The sequence below is a fragment of the Plantactinospora sp. CNZ321 genome (assembly GCF_004217235.1).
Window position 1 is genome coordinate 1767731 of sequence record NZ_SHKQ01000001.1, and the last position, 20214, is coordinate 1787944.

At 73.0% G+C, this 20214-nt stretch carries 23 protein-coding genes and 1 pseudogene; 7 read left to right on the forward strand and 17 right to left on the reverse strand.

Annotated elements, in window-relative coordinates:
- Window position 1: 1 nt before the first annotated feature.
- A complete protein-coding gene (locus tag EV371_RS07845) occupies window positions 2–265 on the reverse strand; it encodes a hypothetical protein (protein WP_486484531.1) in 264 nt (87 codons plus the stop codon).
- 23 nt (window positions 266–288) lie between these two features.
- Here EV371_RS07845 and tnpA point away from each other — a divergent pair.
- The 5 genes and pseudogenes from tnpA to EV371_RS07870 all read left to right on the forward strand — a co-directional run.
- Window positions 289–543: pseudogene (gene tnpA, locus EV371_RS07850) on the forward strand (IS200/IS605 family transposase); the annotation flags it as partial.
- Between the two features lie 159 nt (window positions 544–702).
- Window positions 703–2145 carry a dihydrolipoyl dehydrogenase family protein gene (locus tag EV371_RS07855; protein ID WP_486484532.1) on the forward strand — a complete coding sequence of 481 codons (1443 nt, stop codon included), beginning with the start codon at window positions 703–705 and terminating at the stop codon, window positions 2143–2145.
- Between the two features lie 52 nt (window positions 2146–2197).
- Complete coding sequence (locus EV371_RS07860) at window positions 2198–3199, forward strand: substrate-binding domain-containing protein (protein WP_130461461.1); 1002 nt, start codon at window positions 2198–2200, stop codon at window positions 3197–3199.
- A 130-nt stretch (window positions 3200–3329) separates the two neighbouring features.
- The gene (locus tag EV371_RS07865; protein ID WP_130461462.1) at window positions 3330–4964 is read left to right on the forward strand and encodes an alpha-amylase family glycosyl hydrolase; all 1635 of its coding nucleotides are present in this window, start codon (window positions 3330–3332) and stop codon (window positions 4962–4964) included.
- A 97-nt stretch (window positions 4965–5061) separates the two neighbouring features.
- Window positions 5062–5646, forward strand: coding sequence for a pyridoxamine 5'-phosphate oxidase family protein (locus EV371_RS07870; RefSeq protein WP_130461463.1), 585 nt, complete (start codon window positions 5062–5064; stop codon window positions 5644–5646).
- Between the two features lie 91 nt (window positions 5647–5737).
- On the opposite strand, the gene EV371_RS07875 is transcribed toward EV371_RS07870, so the two are convergent.
- The 4 genes from EV371_RS07875 to EV371_RS07890 form a co-directional block, all read right to left on the reverse strand.
- A complete protein-coding gene (locus EV371_RS07875) occupies window positions 5738–6505 on the reverse strand; it encodes a crotonase/enoyl-CoA hydratase family protein (RefSeq protein WP_130461464.1) in 768 nt (255 codons plus the stop codon).
- A gap of 69 nt (window positions 6506–6574) precedes the next feature.
- Window positions 6575–7114: a DUF402 domain-containing protein gene (locus tag EV371_RS07880; RefSeq protein WP_130461465.1), complete on the reverse strand. Its 540-nt coding sequence runs from the start codon at window positions 7112–7114 to the stop codon at window positions 6575–6577.
- 76 nt (window positions 7115–7190) lie between these two features.
- Window positions 7191–7568: a nuclear transport factor 2 family protein gene (locus EV371_RS07885; RefSeq protein ID WP_349337816.1), complete on the reverse strand. Its 378-nt coding sequence runs from the start codon at window positions 7566–7568 to the stop codon at window positions 7191–7193.
- A gap of 25 nt (window positions 7569–7593) precedes the next feature.
- Window positions 7594–8562: an NAD-dependent epimerase/dehydratase family protein gene (locus EV371_RS07890; RefSeq protein ID WP_130461466.1), complete on the reverse strand. Its 969-nt coding sequence runs from the start codon at window positions 8560–8562 to the stop codon at window positions 7594–7596.
- A 107-nt stretch (window positions 8563–8669) separates the two neighbouring features.
- Between EV371_RS07890 and EV371_RS07895 the strand changes: the two genes are divergently transcribed.
- Window positions 8670–9518 carry a Rieske (2Fe-2S) protein gene (locus tag EV371_RS07895; protein ID WP_130461467.1) on the forward strand — a complete coding sequence of 283 codons (849 nt, stop codon included), beginning with the start codon at window positions 8670–8672 and terminating at the stop codon, window positions 9516–9518.
- Window positions 9519–9542: 24 nt separating this feature from the next.
- Here the strand turns inward: EV371_RS07895 and EV371_RS07900 are convergent, their stop codons facing one another.
- Both EV371_RS07900 and EV371_RS07905 read right to left on the reverse strand, forming a co-directional pair.
- Window positions 9543–10742 (reverse strand): LysM peptidoglycan-binding domain-containing protein, encoded by a 1200-nt coding sequence (locus EV371_RS07900; protein WP_130461468.1) that lies wholly within the window; start codon window positions 10740–10742, stop codon window positions 9543–9545.
- 15 nt (window positions 10743–10757) lie between these two features.
- On the reverse strand, window positions 10758–11210 hold the full coding sequence (locus EV371_RS07905) for a hypothetical protein (RefSeq protein WP_486484533.1): 453 nt from the start codon (window positions 11208–11210) through the stop codon (window positions 10758–10760).
- Between the two features lie 51 nt (window positions 11211–11261).
- On the opposite strand from EV371_RS07905, the gene EV371_RS07910 reads away from it, so the two are divergent.
- Window positions 11262–12053 (forward strand): methyltransferase domain-containing protein, encoded by a 792-nt coding sequence (locus EV371_RS07910; RefSeq protein ID WP_130461470.1) that lies wholly within the window; start codon window positions 11262–11264, stop codon window positions 12051–12053.
- Window positions 12054–12136: 83 nt separating this feature from the next.
- On the opposite strand, the gene EV371_RS07915 is transcribed toward EV371_RS07910, so the two are convergent.
- The 10 genes from EV371_RS07915 to EV371_RS07960 form a co-directional block, all read right to left on the reverse strand.
- Window positions 12137–12685, reverse strand: coding sequence for a TadE/TadG family type IV pilus assembly protein (locus EV371_RS07915; RefSeq protein ID WP_130461471.1), 549 nt, complete (start codon window positions 12683–12685; stop codon window positions 12137–12139).
- Window positions 12682–13098, reverse strand: coding sequence for a TadE family protein (locus EV371_RS07920; RefSeq protein WP_349337822.1), 417 nt, complete (start codon window positions 13096–13098; stop codon window positions 12682–12684). Before EV371_RS07920 ends, EV371_RS07915 begins: the two co-directional genes overlap by 4 nt.
- A 3-nt stretch (window positions 13099–13101) precedes the next feature.
- Entirely contained in the window at window positions 13102–13350 is a 249-nt protein-coding gene (locus EV371_RS07925; RefSeq protein ID WP_130461472.1) for a hypothetical protein, read from the reverse strand.
- 36 nt (window positions 13351–13386) lie between these two features.
- Window positions 13387–14259 carry a type II secretion system F family protein gene (locus EV371_RS07930; protein WP_130465741.1) on the reverse strand — a complete coding sequence of 291 codons (873 nt, stop codon included), beginning with the start codon at window positions 14257–14259 and terminating at the stop codon, window positions 13387–13389.
- 121 nt (window positions 14260–14380) lie between these two features.
- A complete protein-coding gene (locus EV371_RS07935; RefSeq protein ID WP_486484534.1) occupies window positions 14381–15283 on the reverse strand; it encodes a type II secretion system F family protein in 903 nt (300 codons plus the stop codon).
- 121 nt (window positions 15284–15404) lie between these two features.
- Window positions 15405–17060 carry a CpaF/VirB11 family protein gene (locus EV371_RS07940; RefSeq protein WP_486484535.1) on the reverse strand — a complete coding sequence of 552 codons (1656 nt, stop codon included), beginning with the start codon at window positions 17058–17060 and terminating at the stop codon, window positions 15405–15407.
- Entirely contained in the window at window positions 17050–17853 is an 804-nt protein-coding gene (locus EV371_RS07945) for a P-loop NTPase family protein (protein WP_130461473.1), read from the reverse strand. Before EV371_RS07945 ends, EV371_RS07940 begins: the two co-directional genes overlap by 11 nt.
- Before the next feature lie 2 nt (window positions 17854–17855).
- Window positions 17856–18515 carry an SAF domain-containing protein gene (locus EV371_RS07950; RefSeq protein ID WP_130461474.1) on the reverse strand — a complete coding sequence of 220 codons (660 nt, stop codon included), beginning with the start codon at window positions 18513–18515 and terminating at the stop codon, window positions 17856–17858.
- Window positions 18512–19426 carry a hypothetical protein gene (locus EV371_RS07955; RefSeq protein WP_486484536.1) on the reverse strand — a complete coding sequence of 305 codons (915 nt, stop codon included), beginning with the start codon at window positions 19424–19426 and terminating at the stop codon, window positions 18512–18514. The genes EV371_RS07950 and EV371_RS07955 overlap by 4 nt, the downstream gene beginning before the upstream one ends.
- Window positions 19427–19497: 71 nt before the next feature.
- A complete protein-coding gene (locus EV371_RS07960) occupies window positions 19498–20058 on the reverse strand; it encodes a hypothetical protein (RefSeq protein WP_130461475.1) in 561 nt (186 codons plus the stop codon).
- Window positions 20059–20214 lie beyond the last annotated feature (156 nt).

Below are 20214 nucleotides of genomic sequence, written 5' to 3' on the forward strand. Positions count from 1 at the left end.
CCTAGTCCTGTTTCGCGGTCAGCCGCGCGTAGCCGGCGGAGAAGCCGGCCAGCGCCATGAGCATGATCACACCGAGCGCCGCCGCACCGTTGAGGTCGTTCTGGAAGAACCCGTGCTGGTAGATCAGGTACGCCACCGTGGTCGCCGAGTCCTTCGCGCCCGCACCGTTGGCGAGGATCAGCGGCTCGACGAAGAGCTGCATCGTCGCGACGACCTGGAGCATCGCCAGCAGCAGCAGGATCAGCCGGGTCTGCGGGATGGTCACGTTGACGATCCGCCGCCAGATCCTTAGTCGAGTTCAACGGCGAGAACAACCACGTACACCTCCTGGTCAACTTCCCACCCAAGGTGGCCGTCGCCCGGCTGGTCAACTCCCTCAAGGGCGTCTCCTCACGGCGACTGAGGCAGGAGTTCCCGGACCTCGTACGTCATTACTACCGGGTCAACAAGCTCTGGTCGGGCTCGTACTTCGCGGGCTCCGTCGGCGGCGCACCGCTAACCGTCGTAAAGCAGTACATCGAGCAGCAGAACCGTCCCGGTTAAGACACGGGCCTAGCGGCCCTCCCAGCGCGGGCCTTCACCCCCGGCCTGAAGGCCGGAGCCCTGGCCCGCATTCCGGTAGCCGGCGATACCGTTGCCGAGCGCCGGTTGCCGGAGCGGCTCCGACGAGCAACGGGCCGGCGGATCGGGAAAGGTGGCGGTATGGCTGAACAGGAGCGGACCCAGATGGAGACCGGTGCGATCGCGCCCAGCGGGGCGCCGGCGGAGGTCGACGTGGTGGTGGTCGGGCTGGGCGTGGGCGGTGCGGAGACGGCGAACCGGCTCGCCGCCGCCGGCCTCTCGGTCGTCGGCATCGAGCGCGATCTCGTCGGCGGTGAGTGCCCGTACTGGGGGTGCGTGCCGAGCAAGATCATGATTCGGGCCGCCAACGCGCTCGCCGAGGCACGCCGGGTCGACCACCTTGCCGGGCGGGCCCGGGTCGAGCCGGACTGGAGCGTCGTGGCCAAGCGGATCCGCGAGGAGGCAACCGCCGGCTGGACCGACGACGCCGCGGTCGAGCGGTTCACCTCGGCGGGCGGCCGGTTCGTCCGGGGCTCCGGCCGGCTGGTCGGCCCCGGCCTGGTCCGGGTCGGCGACCGGACGTTCCGGGCCCGGGTCGGCGTCGTGCTGGGTACCGGCACCACCCCGGCCGTCCCGCCGGTGCCGGGGCTGGCCGGCACGCCGTACTGGACCAACCGGGAGGCGATGGAGCTGGCCGAGCTGCCCGGGTCGGTGGTGATCCTCGGCGGTGGGGCGATCGGCGCCGAGGTCGCCCAGGTCCTCGCCCGGTTCGGTGTCCGGGTCGCCATGGTGGAGGCCGGCGAGCGGGTGCTCGCGCGGGAGGAACCGGAGTCGTCCGAGCGGGTCGCCGCGGCGCTGCGCGCCGACGGGGTGGCGGTGCACACCGGGGCCCGGGCGGAGCGGGTCGGGCACGACGACAGCGGCTTCACCGTGCACCTGGCCGACGGGGACCGGCTCCGGGGCGAACGGCTGCTGGTGGCCACCGGCCGGCGGGCCGTACTCGACACGCTCGGCCTGGAGACGGTCGGGCTGGACCCGACGCAGCGGTTCGTGACCACGGACGACCGGATGCGGGCCGGCGACGGGATCTGGGCGGTCGGCGACCTGACCGGGCACGGCGCCTTCACCCACGTGGCGATGTACCAGGCCGGGATCGCGATCGACGACATCCTGCGCCGGGCCGGCGCGGTCGACGGCACGGCCGGCGACGGGTGCCGGGCGGACTACCGGGCGCTGCCCCGGGTGACCTTCACCGATCCGGAGGTGGGTGCGGTCGGGCTGACCGAGCAGCAGGCCCGGGAGCAGGGGTGCAACGTCCGGATCGGCTTCACCCCACTCTCCGAGTCGAGTCGGGGCTGGATCCACCAGGTGGGCGACGAGGGCTTCCTCAAGCTGGTCGCCGACGCCGACCGGGGCGTACTGGTCGGGGCGACCTCGGTCGGTCCCGCCGGTGGCGAGGTGCTGAGCGCTCTGGCGGTGGCGGTGCACGCCGAGGTCCCGGTGAGCACCCTGGCTGGAATGATCTACGCCTACCCGACCTTCCACCGGGCGATCGAGACAGCGGTGCGCGAGTTGCTGCCGTAGCGCGACGAACTGCGGTTCGGTTTTTGCAAGCGCCTGTCGTACCATCGCGGCCGTGACCAGAAGACTCACCGAGGTGGCCCGAAAGGCCGGGGTCAGCGAGGCCACGGTGAGCCGGGTGCTCAACGGACGGGAAGGCGTCTCCGAGAGCACCCGGGTCGCCGTGCTCACCGCGCTGGACGTGCTCGGTTACGAGCGTCCCAGCAAGCTGCGCGGCGAACGGGCCCGGCTGGTCGGGCTCGTTCTGCCGGAGTTGCAGAACCCGATCTTCCCGGCCCTGGCCGAGGTGGTCACCGGATCGCTCGCCCAGCGCGGACTGACCCCGGCGCTCTGCGCCCGGACCATCGGCGGGATCTCCGAGATGGACTACGTGGAGATGCTGCTGGACCACCAGGTCTCCGGGGTGATCTTCGCCGGTGGCTCGTACGCCCTGGCCGACGCCCCACACGACCACTACCGGCGGCTCACCGACCGGGGCCTGCCGGTGGTGCTGGTCAACGCCGGTGTCGACGAGTTGGGCTTTCCGTGTGTGTCGACCGACGACGCGGTGGCGGTCGAGCAGGCGTACGGGCACCTGCGGTCGCTCGGTCACGAGCGGATCGGCCTGGTCCTGGGGCCCGCCGACCACGTGCCGTCCCGCCGGAAGCTCGCGGCGATGGCGAACGTCGCCGGCTGGGCCGACGGCGAGGAGTGCCTGGAGCGGTCCAGCTTCTCCATGGAGGGCGCCCGGGTCGCGGCGAGCAAGCTGATCGAGCGGGGCGTGACCGGGATCATCTGTGCCAGCGACGTGATGGCGCTCGGCACCATCCGGGCCGCCCGCCGGCTGGGGCGGTCGGTCCCGGCCGACATCTCGGTGGTCGGCTTCGACGACTCGGCTCTGATGACCTGCACCGACCCGCCGCTGACCACGGTCCGGCAGCCGATCGAGACGATGGGGCAGGCCGCGGTGGACCTGCTGGTGAACCAGATCGAGGGGGTCGGGGTACTCACCGACGAGCTGCTCTTCGAACCCGAGCTGGTGGTACGCGGATCGACCGCGCCCGCTCCCCGGCACTGACCGGCAGCTGGACTTCAGTCGCCGTCTTTCAGGGTTCTGTCGCGTTATTGCGGTGCGGGAATCGAGTTTGTATCGTCATCGGTACGAAAGACGGCACGCCTCGCCGCCACCGAGCAGGGAGCAGGTACTCGTGTCCACATCGAAGCGCCGCCGGTGGTGGCGAGACGCGGTGATCTACCAGGTCTACCCGCGCAGCTTCGCCGACGACAACGGTGACGGCATCGGCGACATCGCCGGCATCCGGAAACGGCTGGGCTACCTGTCCGGGTTGGGCGTCGACGCCATCTGGTTCGGCCCCTGGTATCCGTCGCCGATGGCCGACGCCGGCTACGACGTCTCCGACTTCCGGGCCGTCGATCCGGTCTTCGGGACACTCGGCGAGGTGGAGGAGTTGATCGCCGAGGCACACGGTCAGGGCCTGCGGATCATCGCGGACCTGGTGCCGAACCACTGCTCGGACCGGCACCCCTGGTTCCAGGCCGCGCTGGCCGGCGGCCCGGGAGCGCCGGAACGGGAGCTGTTCTGGTTCCGCCCCGGTCGCGGCCCGGACGGCGACCGGCCGCCGACCGACTGGGTCGGCGAGTTCGGTGGCCAGACCTGGACCCGGACCACCAATCCGGACGGCACCCCGGGCGACTGGTACCTGCACCTGTTCGCCGCCGAGCAGCCCGACCTCAACTGGGACCACCCGCGGGTACGCGCCGAGTTCGAGGAGATCCTGCGGTTCTGGTTCGACCGTGGCGTGGACGGCATCCGGATCGACTCGGCGGCGCTGCTGCTCAAGGACGCCACCCTGCCCGAGGTGGTGGCGGGCTCACCGCATCCGTTCCACGACCTGGACGGAGTGCACGACATCTACCGGAGCTGGCGGCGGATCGCCGACAGCTACCCCGAGCCGCGCGCACTGATCGGCGAGGTGTGGCTGCCGGACCGGCAGCGGTTCACCAACTACCTGCGCCCGGACGAGCTGCACACCGCGTTCAACTTCGACTTCCTCAGCTGCGCCTGGGACGCGGCGAAGCTGCGGGAGAGCATCGACGGCACGCTCGCCGAGCACGCCCCGATCGGTGCCCCGGCCACCTGGGTGCTCTCCAACCACGACGTGACCCGGGTGGTCACCCGGTACGGCCGGGCCGACACCACGTTCAGCTTCGCGAGCAAGCGCGAGGGGACGTACACCGATCTGGAACTGGGTACGGTGCGGGCCCGGGCCGCCGCGCTGCTCTCGCTCTCCCTGCCCGGTGCCGCCTACGTCTACCAGGGCGAGGAGCTGGGGCTCTGGGAGGTCGAGGACATCCCACCCGCGCTGCGTCAGGACCCGATGTATCCGCGCTCCGGATTCGTCGACCCGGGTCGGGACGGCTGCCGGGTGCCACTGCCGTGGTCCGGTGACACGGCGCCGTTCGGGTTCAGCCCGGAGGGCGCCTCGACCCCGCCCTGGCTGCCGCAGCCTGCCGCCTGGAAGGACCAGACCGTGCAGGCCCAGACCGACGACCCGCACTCGATGCTGGAGCTGTACCGCGCGGCGATCCAAATTCGCCGCCGCCTGCCCGCGCTCGGCGACGGCACGCTGCGCTGGCTGTCGGCGCCGGACGGCGTACTGGCCTTCGCCCGCGATCCGGGGTTCGCCTGCGTGGTGAACCTCTCCCCGGCTGCCGTACCGCTTCCGCCGCACCAGAGCCGCCTGCTGGCCAGCCGCCCGGTGGACGGGGACCTGCTGCCCTCCGACACCGCCGTCTGGCTGCGTACCGCCGAGCCGAGTTGACGGCGCGCCGGCCGGTCGTGCCCGCCACCGCGCCACCACCACCGGTAGGTTGCGCGCCGCTACTAGGGTGTTCCCGAGCTGACGAGGGGGATGTCGGATGGGGAAGACGTACGACCGGATCGACGGCAGGCTCCGGAGCTTCATCGAGGAGCAGAAGGTCTTCTTCGTGGCGACCGCGCCGCTCGCCGCCGACGGGCACGTCAACCTCTCGCCCAAGGGCCGCGCCGGGACGCTCGCGGTGCTCGACGAGCAGACCGTGGCATACCTGGACTTCGGCGGCAGCGGGGCGGAGACCATCGCGCACCTGCGGGAGAACGGGCGGATAACCCTGATGTGGTGCGCCTTCGACGGCCCGCCGAACGTCGTCCGGGTGCACGGCCGGGGCGAGGCGGTGTTCCGGGACGATCCCCGGTGGACGGAGCTGGTCCGCCACTTCCCGGGACAGGCCGACGCGGCCGGACTGCGGGCGATCGTGCTGGTCGAGGCGCGCCGGATCAGCGACACCTGCGGCTATGCGGTCCCGTTCATGGACTACCGGGCGGAGCGGACGCTGCACGCCGACTACTTCGGCCGGAAGACCGACGACGAGTTCGCCGCGTACTGCGAGCGGAAGGAGCACGTCGGCAGCAGCCTCGACGGCCTGCCCGCGCTGCCGCTCCCGCTGCCGCCGCTGCCGGCCTGACCCGCGCCGGCTGCCGGAGCGCCGGAGCCCGCCCAGGCCGTAGCGCCGGTGGGTCCGGGCGGTAGCGCCGGTGCGCGCCCGTCGTCCGGGCTCACGCCCGGCCGAACGACCCGTGCCGGCCCTCACCCGAGGTGAACCGGGCCACCCCGTCGGTGGCGTCGGTGGCGAGCGAGTTCATCCCGTACGCCAGCTCGGTGCGCATCGCCTCCTCCTCCGGCCGGCCGGCGGCGGCCAGCGTGGAGAGTCGGTCGTTGCGTAGGCAGGTCTGTGGGAAACCGGCGATCTCGACCGCCAGCGCCTCGGCGGCGGCCCGCGCCTCGCCCGGCTCGACGAGCCGGTTGACCAGACCCATCTGGTACGCCTCCGGAGCCGGCACGGGCCGGCCGGTCAGGATCAGATCCATCGCCCGGCTCTGCCCGATCAGCCGGGCCAGCCGCACCGTCCCGCCGTCGATCAGCGGTACGCCCCAGCGGCGGCTGAACACCCCGAAGACCGCGTCGGACTCGGCGACCCGCAGGTCGCACCAGAGCGCCAGCTCCAGCCCGCCCGCGACGGCGTACCCGGAGACGGCGGCGATGACCGGCTTGCCCAGGCGCATCCGGGTCGGCCCCATCGGGCCGTCGCCCTCCGGCTCGACCCGGTTGCCGCTGGAGGTGGTGATCGCCTTCAGGTCGGCGCCGGAGCAGAACGTGCCGCCCTCACCCCAGAGCACCGCCACCGAGGCCCGCTCGTCGGCGTCGAAACTCCGGAACGCTGCGGCCAGCTCCCGCGCGGTCGGACCGTCCACCGCGTTCCTGGTCTGCGGCCGGGACAGCACCACCGTCCGAACCGGACCGTTCTCCTCGACTCGTACGCCCACCGGACAAGGATGCCGCCCCGGCCCCCGAATCCACACCCCCTAGGTCGTCGATCCGGGCCGCCCGGCCGGTTACCGCCCGGTGAGCGCGTCGAAGCCGCCGACAGCCAGTTCGGCCAGCTCGTCGAGGGCCTGCCGGGCCCGGGCCGCCGTGGCCGGATCCCGCTCGGGCAGTCCGCTGGCGAGGAACTCGTCCTCGTCGAGCCGGAGCACCTGGCTCAGGTCGGCGGACGCCCACAGGTCGAGGTCCAGGTCCGACACCACGATCACGCCGTCCCGCACGGTCGCCGGCCGGGTCACGTCGCAGTACCAGCCCTTGCGCGTGTCGGCGGCGTCGCGGACCTCCTTGACCGAGTACCACCGGTCGCGCCAGTAGTGCTCGGTCCAGACGTCACCCGGCTCGAACCGGACGAAGCCCATGTCCCGGACCAGGTCGCCGGCCCAGGGCGCCCGGACCGCGAGGTGGACGCCGTCGTCGAAGAGCACCGACGCGGGATAGCGCAGGTCGGGCCGTGGGGCCTTGACCAGGTGGATCGTCACCGGCTGGCCGACCGCGAGGATCTCGTCCCCGGTCGAGCCTCCGCCGCCGGTGTCGCCGTCCCGGACCGTCATGCCGTGCTACCCCCCCCGCCGCTGGTGTCGTCGCGGCCGACGGTACCGGACCCCTGGATGGTGGCTCCGGGGCCGGTCAGGAGGGTGGCGAGACGGGCCACTCCTCGAACGCCGCGCACCGGCCGTCCCCGGCGAAGGTCATGATCCAGAGGTCCCGGAACTCCTCGCCCCTGCCGTACCGGACCTCGATCCGGGCCACCCCGACGGCACCGTCGACCGCGACGATCTCGCTGGTCATCTCGAACTCCTCGGCCGGGCCCTCCCGCTCGGCCTCCCACATCTCGGCGATGTTCCGCAGCCCGACCACCGGCTCCCGGTACGGCCCCTGCAGATAGCTCGCGTCGGAGGTGAAGATCGCGGCGAGTGGTTCGGTGCCCGGGGTACGCCAGGCACGCTCGTAGTCGACGATCCAGTCCTGCACCCGGGTCCGGTCCATGGTGTCCCACTGTGCCACCTGAAACCACCGCTGACCCGGCCATTCACCCGAGCAGCTCCCGCAGCGTGTCCCGGGCGTCCCGCCGAGGTCGCCAGCCCAGCTCACGCTCCGCCCGGGAGCAGTCCAGCAGCGGGACCGCCGCACCCAGCTCCAGCCAGCCCTCGTCCACCGGCGCCATCCGGGTCCACCAGGCGGCCCGGGCCAGCAGCCGGAGTAGGGCCAGCGGCAGTGGGGCCGCCCAGCCGCCCAGTACCGCCGCGACCAGCGGTCCGTCCAGCACCGGCTCGGCGGCGATGTTGAACGCGCCGGTCCGGTCACTGCGCAGCGCCCGCAGGTACGCCTCGGCGGCGTCGTCGGCGTGCACTACCTGGACCCGTAGCCGGCGGTGCCTCGGTACCACCGCCAGCCGGCCCGGACGGAGCAGCGCGACCGGCGCGAACCGGCCGAGAACGTACCGGGTGACCTCGGCCCCGGCGTTGTGCTGGAGTACCAGCGCGGTGCGCAGCCGGGTGACCCGGAGTACCGGATAGTCGCGTTCGGCGTCGACGAGCATCGCCTCCACGGCCGCCTTGTCGACGCTGTAGCCGGAGCGCCCGACGCCGGTGACCGGCCAGTTCTCGTCGACCCGCCGGTCCTTCGGCCCGGGCGCGTACGTCCCGATCGAGGAGGCGTACACCAGTTTCGGCACCCCGGCCGCCAGCATCGCGTTGACGACGTGTCGGCTGCCGTTGATATTGGTCTGGCGCAGCCGTCCCCGCTGGTCACTGGGCTGGACCTGCCAGGCCAGGTGCACCACCGCATCCACCCCGGCCAGGCGTTCGGCCAGGGAGTGCAGGCAGCCCGGGTCCCCGAGGTCGGCGGCGTGCCACCGCACGCGGTCGTACGGCGCCCCGGCCTCCGCCGGCGGGCAGCGCCGGGCGATGCCGACCACCTCGACGTCCGGCTCGCGGGCCAGCCGACGCAGCAACGCCGTACCGACGTTCCCGGTGGCTCCGGTGATCGCGACCCGCATGTCGGGCGGTCTACCCGGAGCGGGTCGGGGTAACCCGTCCGGGTGGTATCGGGCCGATCCACGGGGACGCGAGGTTTGTCCGCCGCCGCGCCGGGTAGTCCGGGTCGGTGCGAGCGATCCTGAAACTTGAGCAGGCGACCGGCCTGGACCGGACGGCGGAACGCATGCAGCGGGTGGTCGCTGCGGCGATCCGCCCGCAGTGGCTGCGCGACCTCCTGCACGGGGTGCCGATCGGGCACCCGTTGCACCCGGCGCTGGTCCAGGTGCCGCTCGGCGCCTGGATCAGTACGGCCGTCCTGGACCTGATGCCCGACCAGCGGCGGGCCGCCACCACCCTGGTGGCGGTCGGTACGGCCGTCGCGGTGCCGACCGCGATCTCGGGCTGGAACGACTGGGGGGCGCTCTCCCGGGAGCAGCAGCGGGTGGGTCTGGTGCACGCGCTCGCCAACGGCGTGGCCATCGCGATGTACGCCGGCTCGCTGGGCGCCCGACTCTCCGGACGGCACGGTCTCGGCCGTGCCCTCGGCTACCTGGGCCTGGCCGCCGCAGGCAGCGGCGGGTTCATCGGTGGGCACCTCGCCTACAAGCAGGCGGCCAACGTCAACCAGGGGGTGCCGGACCTGCGCCGGATCGAGGACGGCTGGCACGCGCTGGCCGACATGTCCGCGCTGCCGCAGAAGGAGCTGCTGACCCGCCGGATCGACGACGTCGCGGTCATCGTCTACCGGGACGGCGACGACGTCACGGTGATGCTGGAGCGGTGCGCCCACCAGAGCGGCCCGCTCGGTGCCGGCGAGGTCGTCCGGGAGAACGGGCGCACCTGCGTGAAGTGTCCCTGGCACGGCAGCATGTTCGAGCTGGACGGCGGCGAGGTGGTGCACGGCCCGGCCAGCACCGACCAGCAGATCCTGCCCACCCGGGTGGTCGGCGGCGTCCTACAGACCCGCCTGCCCTGAGGATCGGTGCCTGTCCCGGCTCGCTCAGCCACGTAACCGGTGCCGGCCGTTGCCGAAGCTGGGCCGGCGGCCCGAGCGGTTCCGCAGCCCGAAGACCGCACCCACCTGCGCGCCGACGATGCTGGCCACCGCGATCACCGCCGAGACCGCGAGCGGCCGGTTCAGTTCCTCCGCCGCGCCGGCCCGCGAGGCGGTGACCCGGTAGGCGGTGCCGCCGCCATCACCACCGGACGGCTGCGCCGACGGCGGGTCTGCCGGTGCTTGCGGACCGACCGGTGGTTGCGGCACGTCCGGCTGTCCGGACTTCGACGTTGGATCGACGGGTACGGTCGGCTGCCAACCGCCGGGCGGCGGCGGGATCGCGACCAGCCCGGTGGCATGCGGGCGGGCACCCCGGTCCTCGGCGGACGGGGGCAGGTGCAGTAGTTGGCCCGGCCGGATCCGGTCCGGGTCGCGGATCTCGTTGAGCCGGGCCAGTTCCGGATAGCGGTCGAAGTCGCCGAGGTAGCGGCCGGCGATGTGGCCCAGGTAGTCGCCGCGCTCCACCCGGTACACCGGCTCCGGCTGCTTCTCCGGCTCGCCGGCCAGCCAGTGCGGCGCGGGCCCGGAGGCAGGCTCGCCGGCCAGCCAGTGCGGCGCCGGCCCGGACGCCGGTCCGCCGTCCCCACTGACCGGCCGCCCACCGTTCACCGCCTGCCCGATGCCGGCCGTCCCCGGCTGCCCCACGACGGGGGGCTCTCCCGCCACACCCGGCTTGGCCGCTGCCATGCCCGGCTGACCTGCCACCATGCCCGGCTGGGCCGCCACCGCCGCGGTGGACCCCAGCACCGTCGCGGCGGCGGTGGCGGCCGGGCTGACCGCCAGGACCAGCGCCACCGAGCCGACCAGGGTGGCGGCCCAGCGTTGCTGGCGGCCGAGTCCGGGCAGCCGGATCGCCGGCCGGCGCAGGATCCGGGCCGGTACCTCGACCAGTACCGAGATGGCGAAGGTGGCCCAGCCGGCCCAACCGACCACCGCGAGTGTCCGGAGGAAAAGTTGACCGTCGTCCCGGCTGGTCAGCGCGGTGCCGATCTCGTCCAGCCCCGGTACGTGGTCCGGCAGCGGGTTGCCGGCCAGGGTCAGCAGCGCCAGGGGCGCGCCGACGAGCAGTCCGATCAGGACGGCCAGCGCCCCGAGCCCGGTGCAGAACTGGCCGGCCCGGCGGGTGGCCCGGGATGCAGGCATGGCTATGCCCCCTATTCAGCGGTTCGTCGTGGTGAGGAGTGTCGCGGTGGCCGTACCGGGCACCGTGATGTTGTCGGCGAAACCGAACAGGTCGAGGAAGACGGTGTCGTAGTCGAGGTCGAGGTTGACCGTCAGCGTCGAGTTGTCCCCGGCGACGGCGAAGTCGACGTCCCAGCGCTCGACGCCGTCCACGCTCGCCAGGTAGTTGCCGACCGCGGTGCGGGCGGCGGTCTGGTCCAGCAGCGTGGTGCCGTCCAGAAGCAGTTGCCCCAGGTCGACCGCTTGCCCGCCGGCCCGGGCCGCCTCGGCCGCCAGGTTGTCGGCGCGCTGCATCGTGCGGAGCTGACCGGCACCGTCGTACGCCAGCCCGATGATCGCGAGTACGCCGATCAGCGCGACCGCGAGGAAGAGGCTGACCCGCCCCGCGTCCGGGCCGACCCGGTCGGCACCGGGGTGATCTTCACGCAACCACCACAGCATCACCCCCACGTCGGGTGGCGACTGTGGTTTCCTGCTGCCATGCCCCCGCCCAGCAGCACCCTGCACGCCGCCGACCAGATCGCCTACCTCGACCAAGCCGCCGCCAGCGATCCTGGACGCCGATACAAGCAGCAACTCCTCACGGCGCTGGACCTGCGCCCAGGCCACGTGGTGCTCGATGTCGGGTGCGGACCTGGAACAGACCTTCCCGCGCTGGCCAAGGCGGTCGGAGAGAGGGGAGCCGTCATCGGTATCGACCACCACCCAGCGATGCTGGCGCAAGCCCAGCAACGAACCGCAGCGCACCCACACATCACGGTTCGAGCCGGCGATGCCCACGCCCTGCCACTCGACGACGCCAGCATCGACCGTGCACGCACCGATCGGGTGCTGCAACACCTCGCCGACCCCCGCCAGGCAGTGGCCGAGCTGCGACGAGTCGTACGTCCCGGCGGCCTGATCGCGCTGGCAGAACCGGACTGGGACACCCTCGCCATCGACGCTACCGACACCGCAACGAGCCGGGCCTACACCCGCTACGTCACCAGCAAGGTGGTTCGCAACGCCGCCATTGGGCGGCAACTCGGCCGGCTCCTCAACGATGTCGGGTTCGAAGTCACCGCCATTGAGGCCACCGTCGCGATGTTCCACGATTATCAAGCTGCGGACGCCATCCTGCGGATGCCCGCCGTCGCCCAGCGCGCGTGGCAGTCCGGCGGCCTCGACGAGAACGCCGCCCGGACCTGGCTCACCAGCTTGACCAACGGTCCGTTCCTGGCTGCGTTCACATTCTTCACCGCTATCGGCCGCGTTCCCACCACAAGCGGCTAGACGGCGGGATTCGCCGTTCCAGCCAGCCTGGCTTACGTCTGCACCATCGCCTGTTCCGGGACTGAAGCACACCCAGACGCACATCAGAGATCACCCACTCTCGGGTTGGTGATCGGAGTAGCTTCAGTAATCCCGAACCCGAGAGCTCTGCCACGGTAGCGGTCCAGCGGGGACGCGAACGTCGCCTCGACGGTGCTGTAGGTCCGTACCCCCGACAGCAGCGGCATCCGCAGGTCCCGGACCGAGACGTCGCAGCTGACCCTGACGACCACCGAGGCGTCGGTGCCGAGGCCGGTGGCGTACACCTCGTCGAAGCCGGCCCGCTGGCCGTCGACCGTGCCGGCGAAGTCCAGCTCGGGCTCGTCGGAGCAGGCGAGCCCTTCCGCGTCGAGCCGGCTCCGCACCGCCGCCCGGGCCGCGTCCCGCCCGTCACCCGCCGTACGCGAGATCGAGGCGGCCCGGGCGGCGTCGTGCGCGGCGGCCTCGATCGCCTCGTGTGCGACGGCGGTCCGGCCGGCGACCCCGGCCAGCGCGACCAGGGCGAGGAAGGCCGGGGTGAGGATCGCGGTCTCCACCGACACCGAACCCCGGTCCCGGCGGCGTGCCCCCCGCCCCGCGCCCGGGCCGGTCACGGCGCGTCCTCGTCGGTGAACCGCTCCACGGTGCCGAAGGCCGTCTCGCGGATCGGCGGCAGCGAGATCAGCGGCATCACCCGGAGCGGTTCGCCGGTGACGGTGGCGTTCACCTGCGTGTCGCCGGGCTCCGGGACGGTGACCGTGACCTCCCAGTCGACCAGCCAGTCGCCGGCCCGCGCCAGGAAGTCCTCGGCGCGCTGCTGCCCCACGCCCGGCTCGGCCTGGTAGGCGCGTTGTGCGCTCACCGCCGACTGGGCGGCGTTCAGCGCGGTGGCCCGGGCGATGAACCAGGCGGCGGCCTGGATCGAGGCGAGCAGCAGGATCAGGATGGCCGGCATCAGCACGGCCAGCTCGACCGGGCTGGCGCCCCGGTCCTGCCACAGGTCGACGCGGGCGCGCGGGCGTGGCACGGATCAGTCCTGCGGCAGTCCGCCGGGATCGAGGCCGGTGTCCGCGCCACCGCCGCCCGGCTCCGGAATCGCGTCCATCCAGTCGGTGACGCTGCGCGACACGGCGACGGTGACCGCCAGGGCCGCGGCCACCAGACCGAAGATGATGACCGCGGTCGGGACCGGGCTGTCACCCCGGTCTCCTTCACCGGTACGGCGCAGCTCGGCGATCCGTACGACGAACGCGATGTGCAGGTAGTTGATGATCGACATTGCGGGTCTCCCTTCGGTGCATCGGTGGGGCAGCGGTCAGATCCGCGCCACGAACGGATAGAGGACGAAGCCGACGAGTACGAAGACCAGCAGCGCGCCCGGCACGTCCAGCCGGCTGGTCACCGCCTCGGCCCGCGCCAGGTTGTCGGTCCGGATCTGGTCGCGCAGCGAGTCCGCCCGGCCCCGCAGCGAGTCGTGCACCTGGGCGCCCTCGGTGCCGGAGGACTGCATGATCGCCCCCACGTCGCCGAGTTCAGGGATGCCGATCTTCTCGGCCAGTTCACGCAACTCGTCCCACGGCGAGTGCATCTGGAGCTGGGCCAGCCGCAGCGCCTCCCGGATCCGCTCGAAGACCCAGCCGTCACAGACCTCGGCCGCCCGCTCCAGCGCCTGCACCGGACCGTGCGCGGCAGACAGTTGCAGGGCGACCAGGTCCAGGTAGGCGCAGACGGCCTGCCGGAACTCGCACCGGGCCCGCTCTGCCTTCACCAGTACGCTGCGGTGCGCCATCAGCACACAGAGCAGCGCGAAGCCGAGCGCGCCGACGGTCGGCACCACGAACGGCAGCCGGATCCCGGCGAGGAGGAGGATCGCGGTCGACACCGCCGGGGTGGCCAGCCCGATCAGCCCGGAGAGCAGCAGCGAGAGCGTGTACTGCTCCGGCGACTGCCCGATCAGCGCGAGCTGCCGGTGCGGTGGACGCAGCCAGCGGGCCGCTCCGGCCAGCCAGTCGAGGTCGCGGCGGGAAGAAGGACGGGCCGGCCGGCTCAGCCCGGCCGGCTGGTGCAGCCGACGCAGCGCCGGACCGAGCGCCGGAGTCGCCGGCAACGCCTCCCGGACCAGCAGGAACAGTCCCAGCCCGACGGCGGCGCCGCCGACCACCCCGAACGTCAGGGGCCAGTTCAGAATCACGCTGTCCCCCTGCCCGTTCGCGACTGCGGGGCTCGCAACCCCGGCTCACTCCTCGCGCTCACTGTCCCCCTGCCCGTTCGCGACTGCGGGGCTCGCAACCCCGGCTCACTCCTCGCGCTCACCGGAGCGCCTCCTCCCGGTCAGGCGGGGCGAGGAACCGGGCCGGCCGGGGCGGCAGGCTCATTGCCCGCACCCAGGCCAGCAGGGCGATGAAGGCGGCACCGAGCAGCACCATCACCAACTGCCCGTCCGGCGTGCCGTACGGCTCCATGTAGTCCCGGTTCAGCAGCCCGTACGCCAGGACCAGCAGGGTCATCCCGGTCAGGAAACGCACCGCGAACCGGGGCTGCGCCCGCTTCGCCTCCACCTCCCGCCGGGTCACCACCTCGGCCGCCGCCGCCGAGGCGATCGCCCCGAGCACGTCACCGAGCCGCTCGCCCCGGTCGGTCAGGTGCAGGATCAGCGCCGCCACCACCTGGTCGCAGACCGGATCGCCGATCTCCTCGGCGAACGCCAGCAGGGCGGCCCGGCCCTGCCAGCCGGCGGCCAGCCTGGCGGCGAGCAGGCGGACCTCCTCGTCGATCTGGTCCGGTGCGGTCGAGACCGTACCGATGATCGCCTGCTGGAGACCCTGGCCGGTGCCGGAGACGTCCTTCAGCCGGCGGGCCCACTCCCCGATCGCCTCGATCCGGTTGATCGCCCGCCGCTCGGCCCGACCGGTGCCGAGCAGCCACGGCACGCCCGGCACCGCGACGGCGACCAGCAGCCCGACCACCGGCAACCCGGTGAGCAGGAACGCCAACGCCCCGGCCACGGTCGCCCCGACCAGCAGCGTCTGGTGCGTCCGCCGCTCCCGGGCACTCGTCCCGGTGCCGAGCCAGAGCCTGCGCAGCACCGGGTCGCGGCGCGGTCCCGCCGGCCGCTTCGTACCCACCAGCGCGACGACCACCAGCACCAGCCCGGTCGCGCAGGCGATCCCGGAGAGTACGGCGATCAGCTCGACGTTCGACGGCAGCGTCACGACGCCACCCCCGCGCCCCGCGCACCCACGCCGACCCAGCCGAGGTGGCCCAGCCCGAGCCAGCCGGGGGAACCCATGCCGGAACAGCCGACGGGACCTACGCCGGGACGGTCCAGGGGGCTCATGCCGGCCGCCCCAGTCGAGTGTGCCGGGGCCGCCGCCACGCACCGGTGCCCGCCTCGATGTAGCGGGTCAGCAGCCGCGCGTCGTACCCGACCCGGAGCAACTGGTCGCGGACCCGTTCCGGCAGATGGCGGGGGACAGCCCGGCCGTCCGGCCCCGGCCCGAAGACGGTGGTCGTGGTGATCCGGTTGCCCTCGCCGACCCCGACGACCTCCTCGACGTGCGAGACGAACCGGTGCTTGCGGCCACCGATCGCGGTCTCGTCCTCGATGGTTACGTAGACGATCAGGTCGAGCGCGTTACCGGCCATCCGCCGGGCCTGCTCGACGGTCATCTCCCGGCCGTGCGACAGTGCCAACTCGATGATCCGCTCGCTGACCCCGGCCGGGGTACGGGCGTGGATGGTGCACATCGAACCCCGGCTGGTGGTCATCGCCTGGAGCATCGGCACGATCTCCCGGGACCGGACCTCCCCGACGATGATCCGGAGTACTCCCATCCGCAGCGCCACCGGGATCAGGTCGGCGATGGTCACCTCACCGGCCGGCCGTCCGTCCGGCCCTCGGTCGCCGTGCCCCTCCCGGGACTCGAAGCTCATCACCGCCCGGTGCTTGCGGCCCCGCCGGGCGGGCAGCAGTTCGCGGCTCTCCTCCAGCAGCACGTACGGCTCGTCGGCCGGGATCTCGTCCATCAGTGCCCGGATCACCGTGGTCTTGCCCGCTCCGGCCAGGCCGGCGACCATGATGTTCAGCCCGGCCCGCATCGCCGCCCGGAGGAAGTCCCGGATCAGCACGTCGATCATCTCGTCCAGGTCGGCCCGGCCGCCGGAGATCTCGTCGAGGGTCACCTCGATGGTGTTGTGCTTCCGGATCACCGCGTACGGGCGGTGGCTGACCAGGAAGACGGCGGCGAGCCGGCTGCCGTCCGGCAGTTGCAGGTCCAGGGTCGGCTTCGAGGTGGAGAGGGAGCGTTCGGTGGCGCCGGCCCGCCGCGCCGCCGCCTGGAGGATCTCCACCATCTCCTCGTCGCTGTCCGCGATCGGTTCGGCCCAGTCCACGCCGCCGCCGCGCCGGGTGATCCGCACCGAGTCGCAGCCGAGGATGTGCACCTCTTCGATCGAGGTGTCGACGAGCAGGGTCTGCAACCGACCCAACCCGACCAGTTCCGCGTTGACCTGGTCGAGCAGCATCCGCTCCTCGGTCGCCGACATCGGGGTACCGGCCCGGCGGGTGGAGTCGGCGTACTCGGCGACGACCGCCACGGCGAGCCGGGCCCGCCCGACGTCCTCCTCCGCGGTGCTGAACTCCCGGCCGCGCTGCCAGAGGGTCAGCCGTTCACTGAGTTCGCGCCGGAGTTCCCGGACCACCGCGAAGTCGACCCGGGGCCGGGGCGGCGGGGAGGGCGGGGTCACCGGCTGCGGCACCAGGGCGTACGACGCCGTCGCACCGTTGTACGAGGGCGTCACGCCGTTGTACGAGGGCGTCGCACCGTGGTACGACGCGGTCGCACCGTCGCTGTACGAGGGGATCGGGTCGCCGCTCGGCAGCGGTACCGGCCGGTGCCCGTTGTGCGGGACGACCTGCCAGACCGGGGCGGTGGTGGCGGCGTCGGGGTCGTGCGGGCGCGGATCCGAGTAGACCGGCTCAAAGCGCACCAGGCACCCCCTCGATCGCGGCCGGCCAGCCGAGCCGGGCCCGGCGCCGGTCCAGGACCGCCCGGACCGGCACCTCCAGGGCGCTGGCCGCACGCATCAGCGGTCGGCTGGCGCGTACGGTCCCGCCGTGGCTGAGCACCTCGGCGGTACGCGGGTCGTCCGGCAACTGCGCGATCACCGGCAGCCGGAGCGCCTTGCCCACCTCGCCGCGGCCGTGCTCCCCGCCGATCAGCAGCAGTCGGAGCGTGTCGGCCGGTACCCGGTGTTCGGCGAAGTCCCGCTCGATCGCCCGGATGGTGGCCTGGGTGCTGGACAGGTGGGGCAGCCGGGCTGCGGTGACGACCAGTACGAGGTCGGCGGCCCGGAGCAGCGGCCACGGTGGACCGACCACCTGGAGCCGGCCGCAGTCGACCAGCACGTCGTACGCCGGGCGGCCATTGGCCAGCCCGGTGAAGAAGTCGGCGAACCGCTGCCAGAGCGGTACGACGCTGCCGGCCTGCGCCGGGTCGACCACGCCGGGCAGCAGCAGCCGTTCCCGCCTGGGCGCGTCGAGGTCGACGAGCTGTGACCAGAACGCCTCTTCGAGGTTGCCGTCCCGCAGCTCGCCGACGGCCAGTTCGCCGATGCCGCGGGGTCCGGGCAGCGCCCCGCCGAGGTAGCCGGCCAGTACCGAGCCGCCGGACGGGTCGCACTCGGCCAGCACCACCCGGTGGTGCCAGCTGAGCGTGCAGGCGAGCGCGGTCGTGGTGACCCCGGGCGATCCCTTGGCCGAGACGAGGGCGACGATGGCCACGGTCAGGCTGCCGCGTTCAGTACGACCGCGATCCGGTCGCTGGTGGCCAGCGCCACCACGGCCGGTACGTCCTTGGCGGCGAGCGCGAGGTAGATGACCACCGAGTTGCTGGCCGGGACGGCCATGTCGATGACGGTGGCCTGGAACCGGGTGGCCGGGGCGGCGGCGCCCCGCGCGTCGTCACCGGCGGTGCTGAACAGCAGCACCCGGTCGCCGGGGCGGAGCCGTTTCGCGGGTACCTCGCTGGGGCGCAGCCCGATCGAGATCTGCTGCTGGCCGGGGCCGAGCAGCGGCTTGTCGGTGAGCTGCGCCATGGTCAGCAGGGTGCCCGGGGTCAGCGTCACGGTGGCCCGCTTGCCGACCACCTCGCCGAGCCGGTCGGCGGCGACCGGTTCGAGGCCCTGCCCGCCGGCAACCTGCACCGCCACCAGGTCGTCGGCGGCGAGTGCGGCGCCGACGGGTACGGCCCGGGCGACCGCGAGGTAGCTGCCGGTGGCGCGTACGGAGGTGATCGCGAACGCGGACCCGAGACCGCCGAGCGCGATCAGGAGTACGGCGAGGCCGAGCAGCCCGGGTCGCATCCGGCGCTGCCGGACGATCCGGGGCGGGGTGATCGGCGCGTCGATCGGCGCACCTGTGCTCGGACTGGTCGCCACGGTCACCTCGTCACCACCTGGAGTTCGTCGATTCGGATCGAAGTCGTGTCGGTGCGTTCGGTGGAGAGCGCGTCCTCGTCGCCCTCGCCGGTGCTGCTGCCCCAGGGCACGGTCCAGTGCTTGACCGCCGTGATCTCGTACCGCCCGCCCGGCCTGGTGCTGCTCGCCCGCGGATAACCGGCGTACGCGCACGCCTGGCGGGGTGGCCGGCGCGGGTCGTGGACACCGGCCTTGAACGGGATGCCCGCCGTGCTGCACTCCAGCGACTCGCCGTTGCCCATCCGCCAGACGATCTTCGTCGGGATCGCCTCGATCCAGACCGTCACGCCGCCCTCGGTCGCGGTCTCCCGCTCGGTCTCCCAACTCGACGCGTCGTGCAGCCAGACCGGCACACCGACCAGGCCGGGCGCATCACTCGGCGCGGTACGGATCCGCGGCGGGTCCAGGGTCAGCCTGGCGAAGAGGTCCAGGGCCATCTGCTCGGGGTCCGGCGGCGCGAAACCAGCCGGCGGGTCGGTCAGGTAGACCAGCTCGGAACTTCCCGCCGCGCTGCACGTCCTCAGGTACGCGGTCGTGCCCGGCTCGGCGTCCGGCGGCTGCGGCTCGGCCCGCTTGTAGTAGCAGTCGTCGGCGCTGTTGAACCAGCCCAGCACGTCGTCGTAGCAGGGCACCCTGGTGCCGTCGTCCCTTTCGCACACCCGGTTGCCGCGGCCGGAGCCGCCGCCGTCACCGGAGCCGCCGCCGTCGTCGTCCCCGCCCGGCTCGCCGGGCAGGTGCTCCCAGACGTCGCAGTTGGCCTGCCCGGGCGGGCACTCCGCACCCGGCGCGGCGGCGGCCGGAGTACCGGACACCGTCAGCGCGGCAGCCAGGGCCAGCACGGCCACGGCGCCGGCCGCGAGTGCCCGCCGGCTCGACACGGCCACGGCCTCCCCAGCCGGCCCTCGCCAGGCCCGCACGGCCGACGTTCGCCAGGCCGGCCCCTGCCGGGTCAGCACGGCTGGTCCTGGTACGAGGCGCCGATGTTGATCAGCCAGCGGCCGTCGGGATAGCGGGTGGCGGTCGCGGTGGCGAGGTGCCGGCCGCTGGCCGAGCCCGGGACCACCTTCCGGTCCTTCTTGTAGACCAGCCGGTAGCCGGTGGCGTCGATGCAGTCCTGGATCGAGACGGTGGCCGGGTCGGAGTCAAGATCGATCGCGGTGACCGTCGGATTGGAGACGAGCTTCCCGGTTCGCATCGCGCCATGCTCCTTCGCGTCCCGAATGGTGAGCCGGACCCGGGTCAGTAGTGGATCGGCGAGATATTTCCGCAGTTGCGGGTCGAGCGGATCGCCGGCCTGCTCCGCTTTCCGGACGGCGGCCAGGTAGCCGGCATAGGCGGCGAGTGCGGATTTCTCCGCCTCGGCGACCCGGGCGTCGGCGCTGGCGGCCGGCCCGGGCCCCGTGTCGCGCGGTGCCGCGCTGCCCGGCCGGTTTCCGCAGCCGGTGCCGCCCAGGAGCAGCGCCACCGCGAGCAGGGCGCTACCGAGGTACGCCGGCTGCCGCGTTCGCAACGGTGCCTCCTCCTGCTCCGTCGCCGCCCGCCCGCACCTGGGCGGAGTTGACCGGTTCTTCCCGCAGATCCGATCCGTCGGCCAGAACGTGGGCACGGTCGCTCCGGCCCGAAGGCCCCTGACCGGGCCCGGCGCCGCTGCATCCACATTCGGGTA

Bases quoted from the DNA above. Each gene is read 5' to 3' on its own strand.
- EV371_RS07855 (WP_486484532.1), top strand. From the start codon at position 703: ATGGCTGAACAGGAGCGGACCCAGATGGAGACCGGTGCGATCGCGCCC.
- EV371_RS07870 (WP_130461463.1), top strand. From the start codon at position 5,062: ATGGGGAAGACGTACGACCGGATCGACGGCAGGCTCCGGAGCTTCATC.
- EV371_RS07880 (WP_130461465.1), bottom strand. From the start codon at position 7,114: ATGACGGTCCGGGACGGCGACACCGGCGGCGGAGGCTCGACCGGGGAC.
- EV371_RS07890 (WP_130461466.1), bottom strand. From the start codon at position 8,562: ATGCGGGTCGCGATCACCGGAGCCACCGGGAACGTCGGTACGGCGTTG.
- EV371_RS07900 (WP_130461468.1), bottom strand. From the start codon at position 10,742: ATGCCTGCATCCCGGGCCACCCGCCGGGCCGGCCAGTTCTGCACCGGG.
- EV371_RS07910 (WP_130461470.1), top strand. From the start codon at position 11,262: ATGCCCCCGCCCAGCAGCACCCTGCACGCCGCCGACCAGATCGCCTAC.
- EV371_RS07925 (WP_130461472.1), bottom strand. From the start codon at position 13,350: ATGTCGATCATCAACTACCTGCACATCGCGTTCGTCGTACGGATCGCC.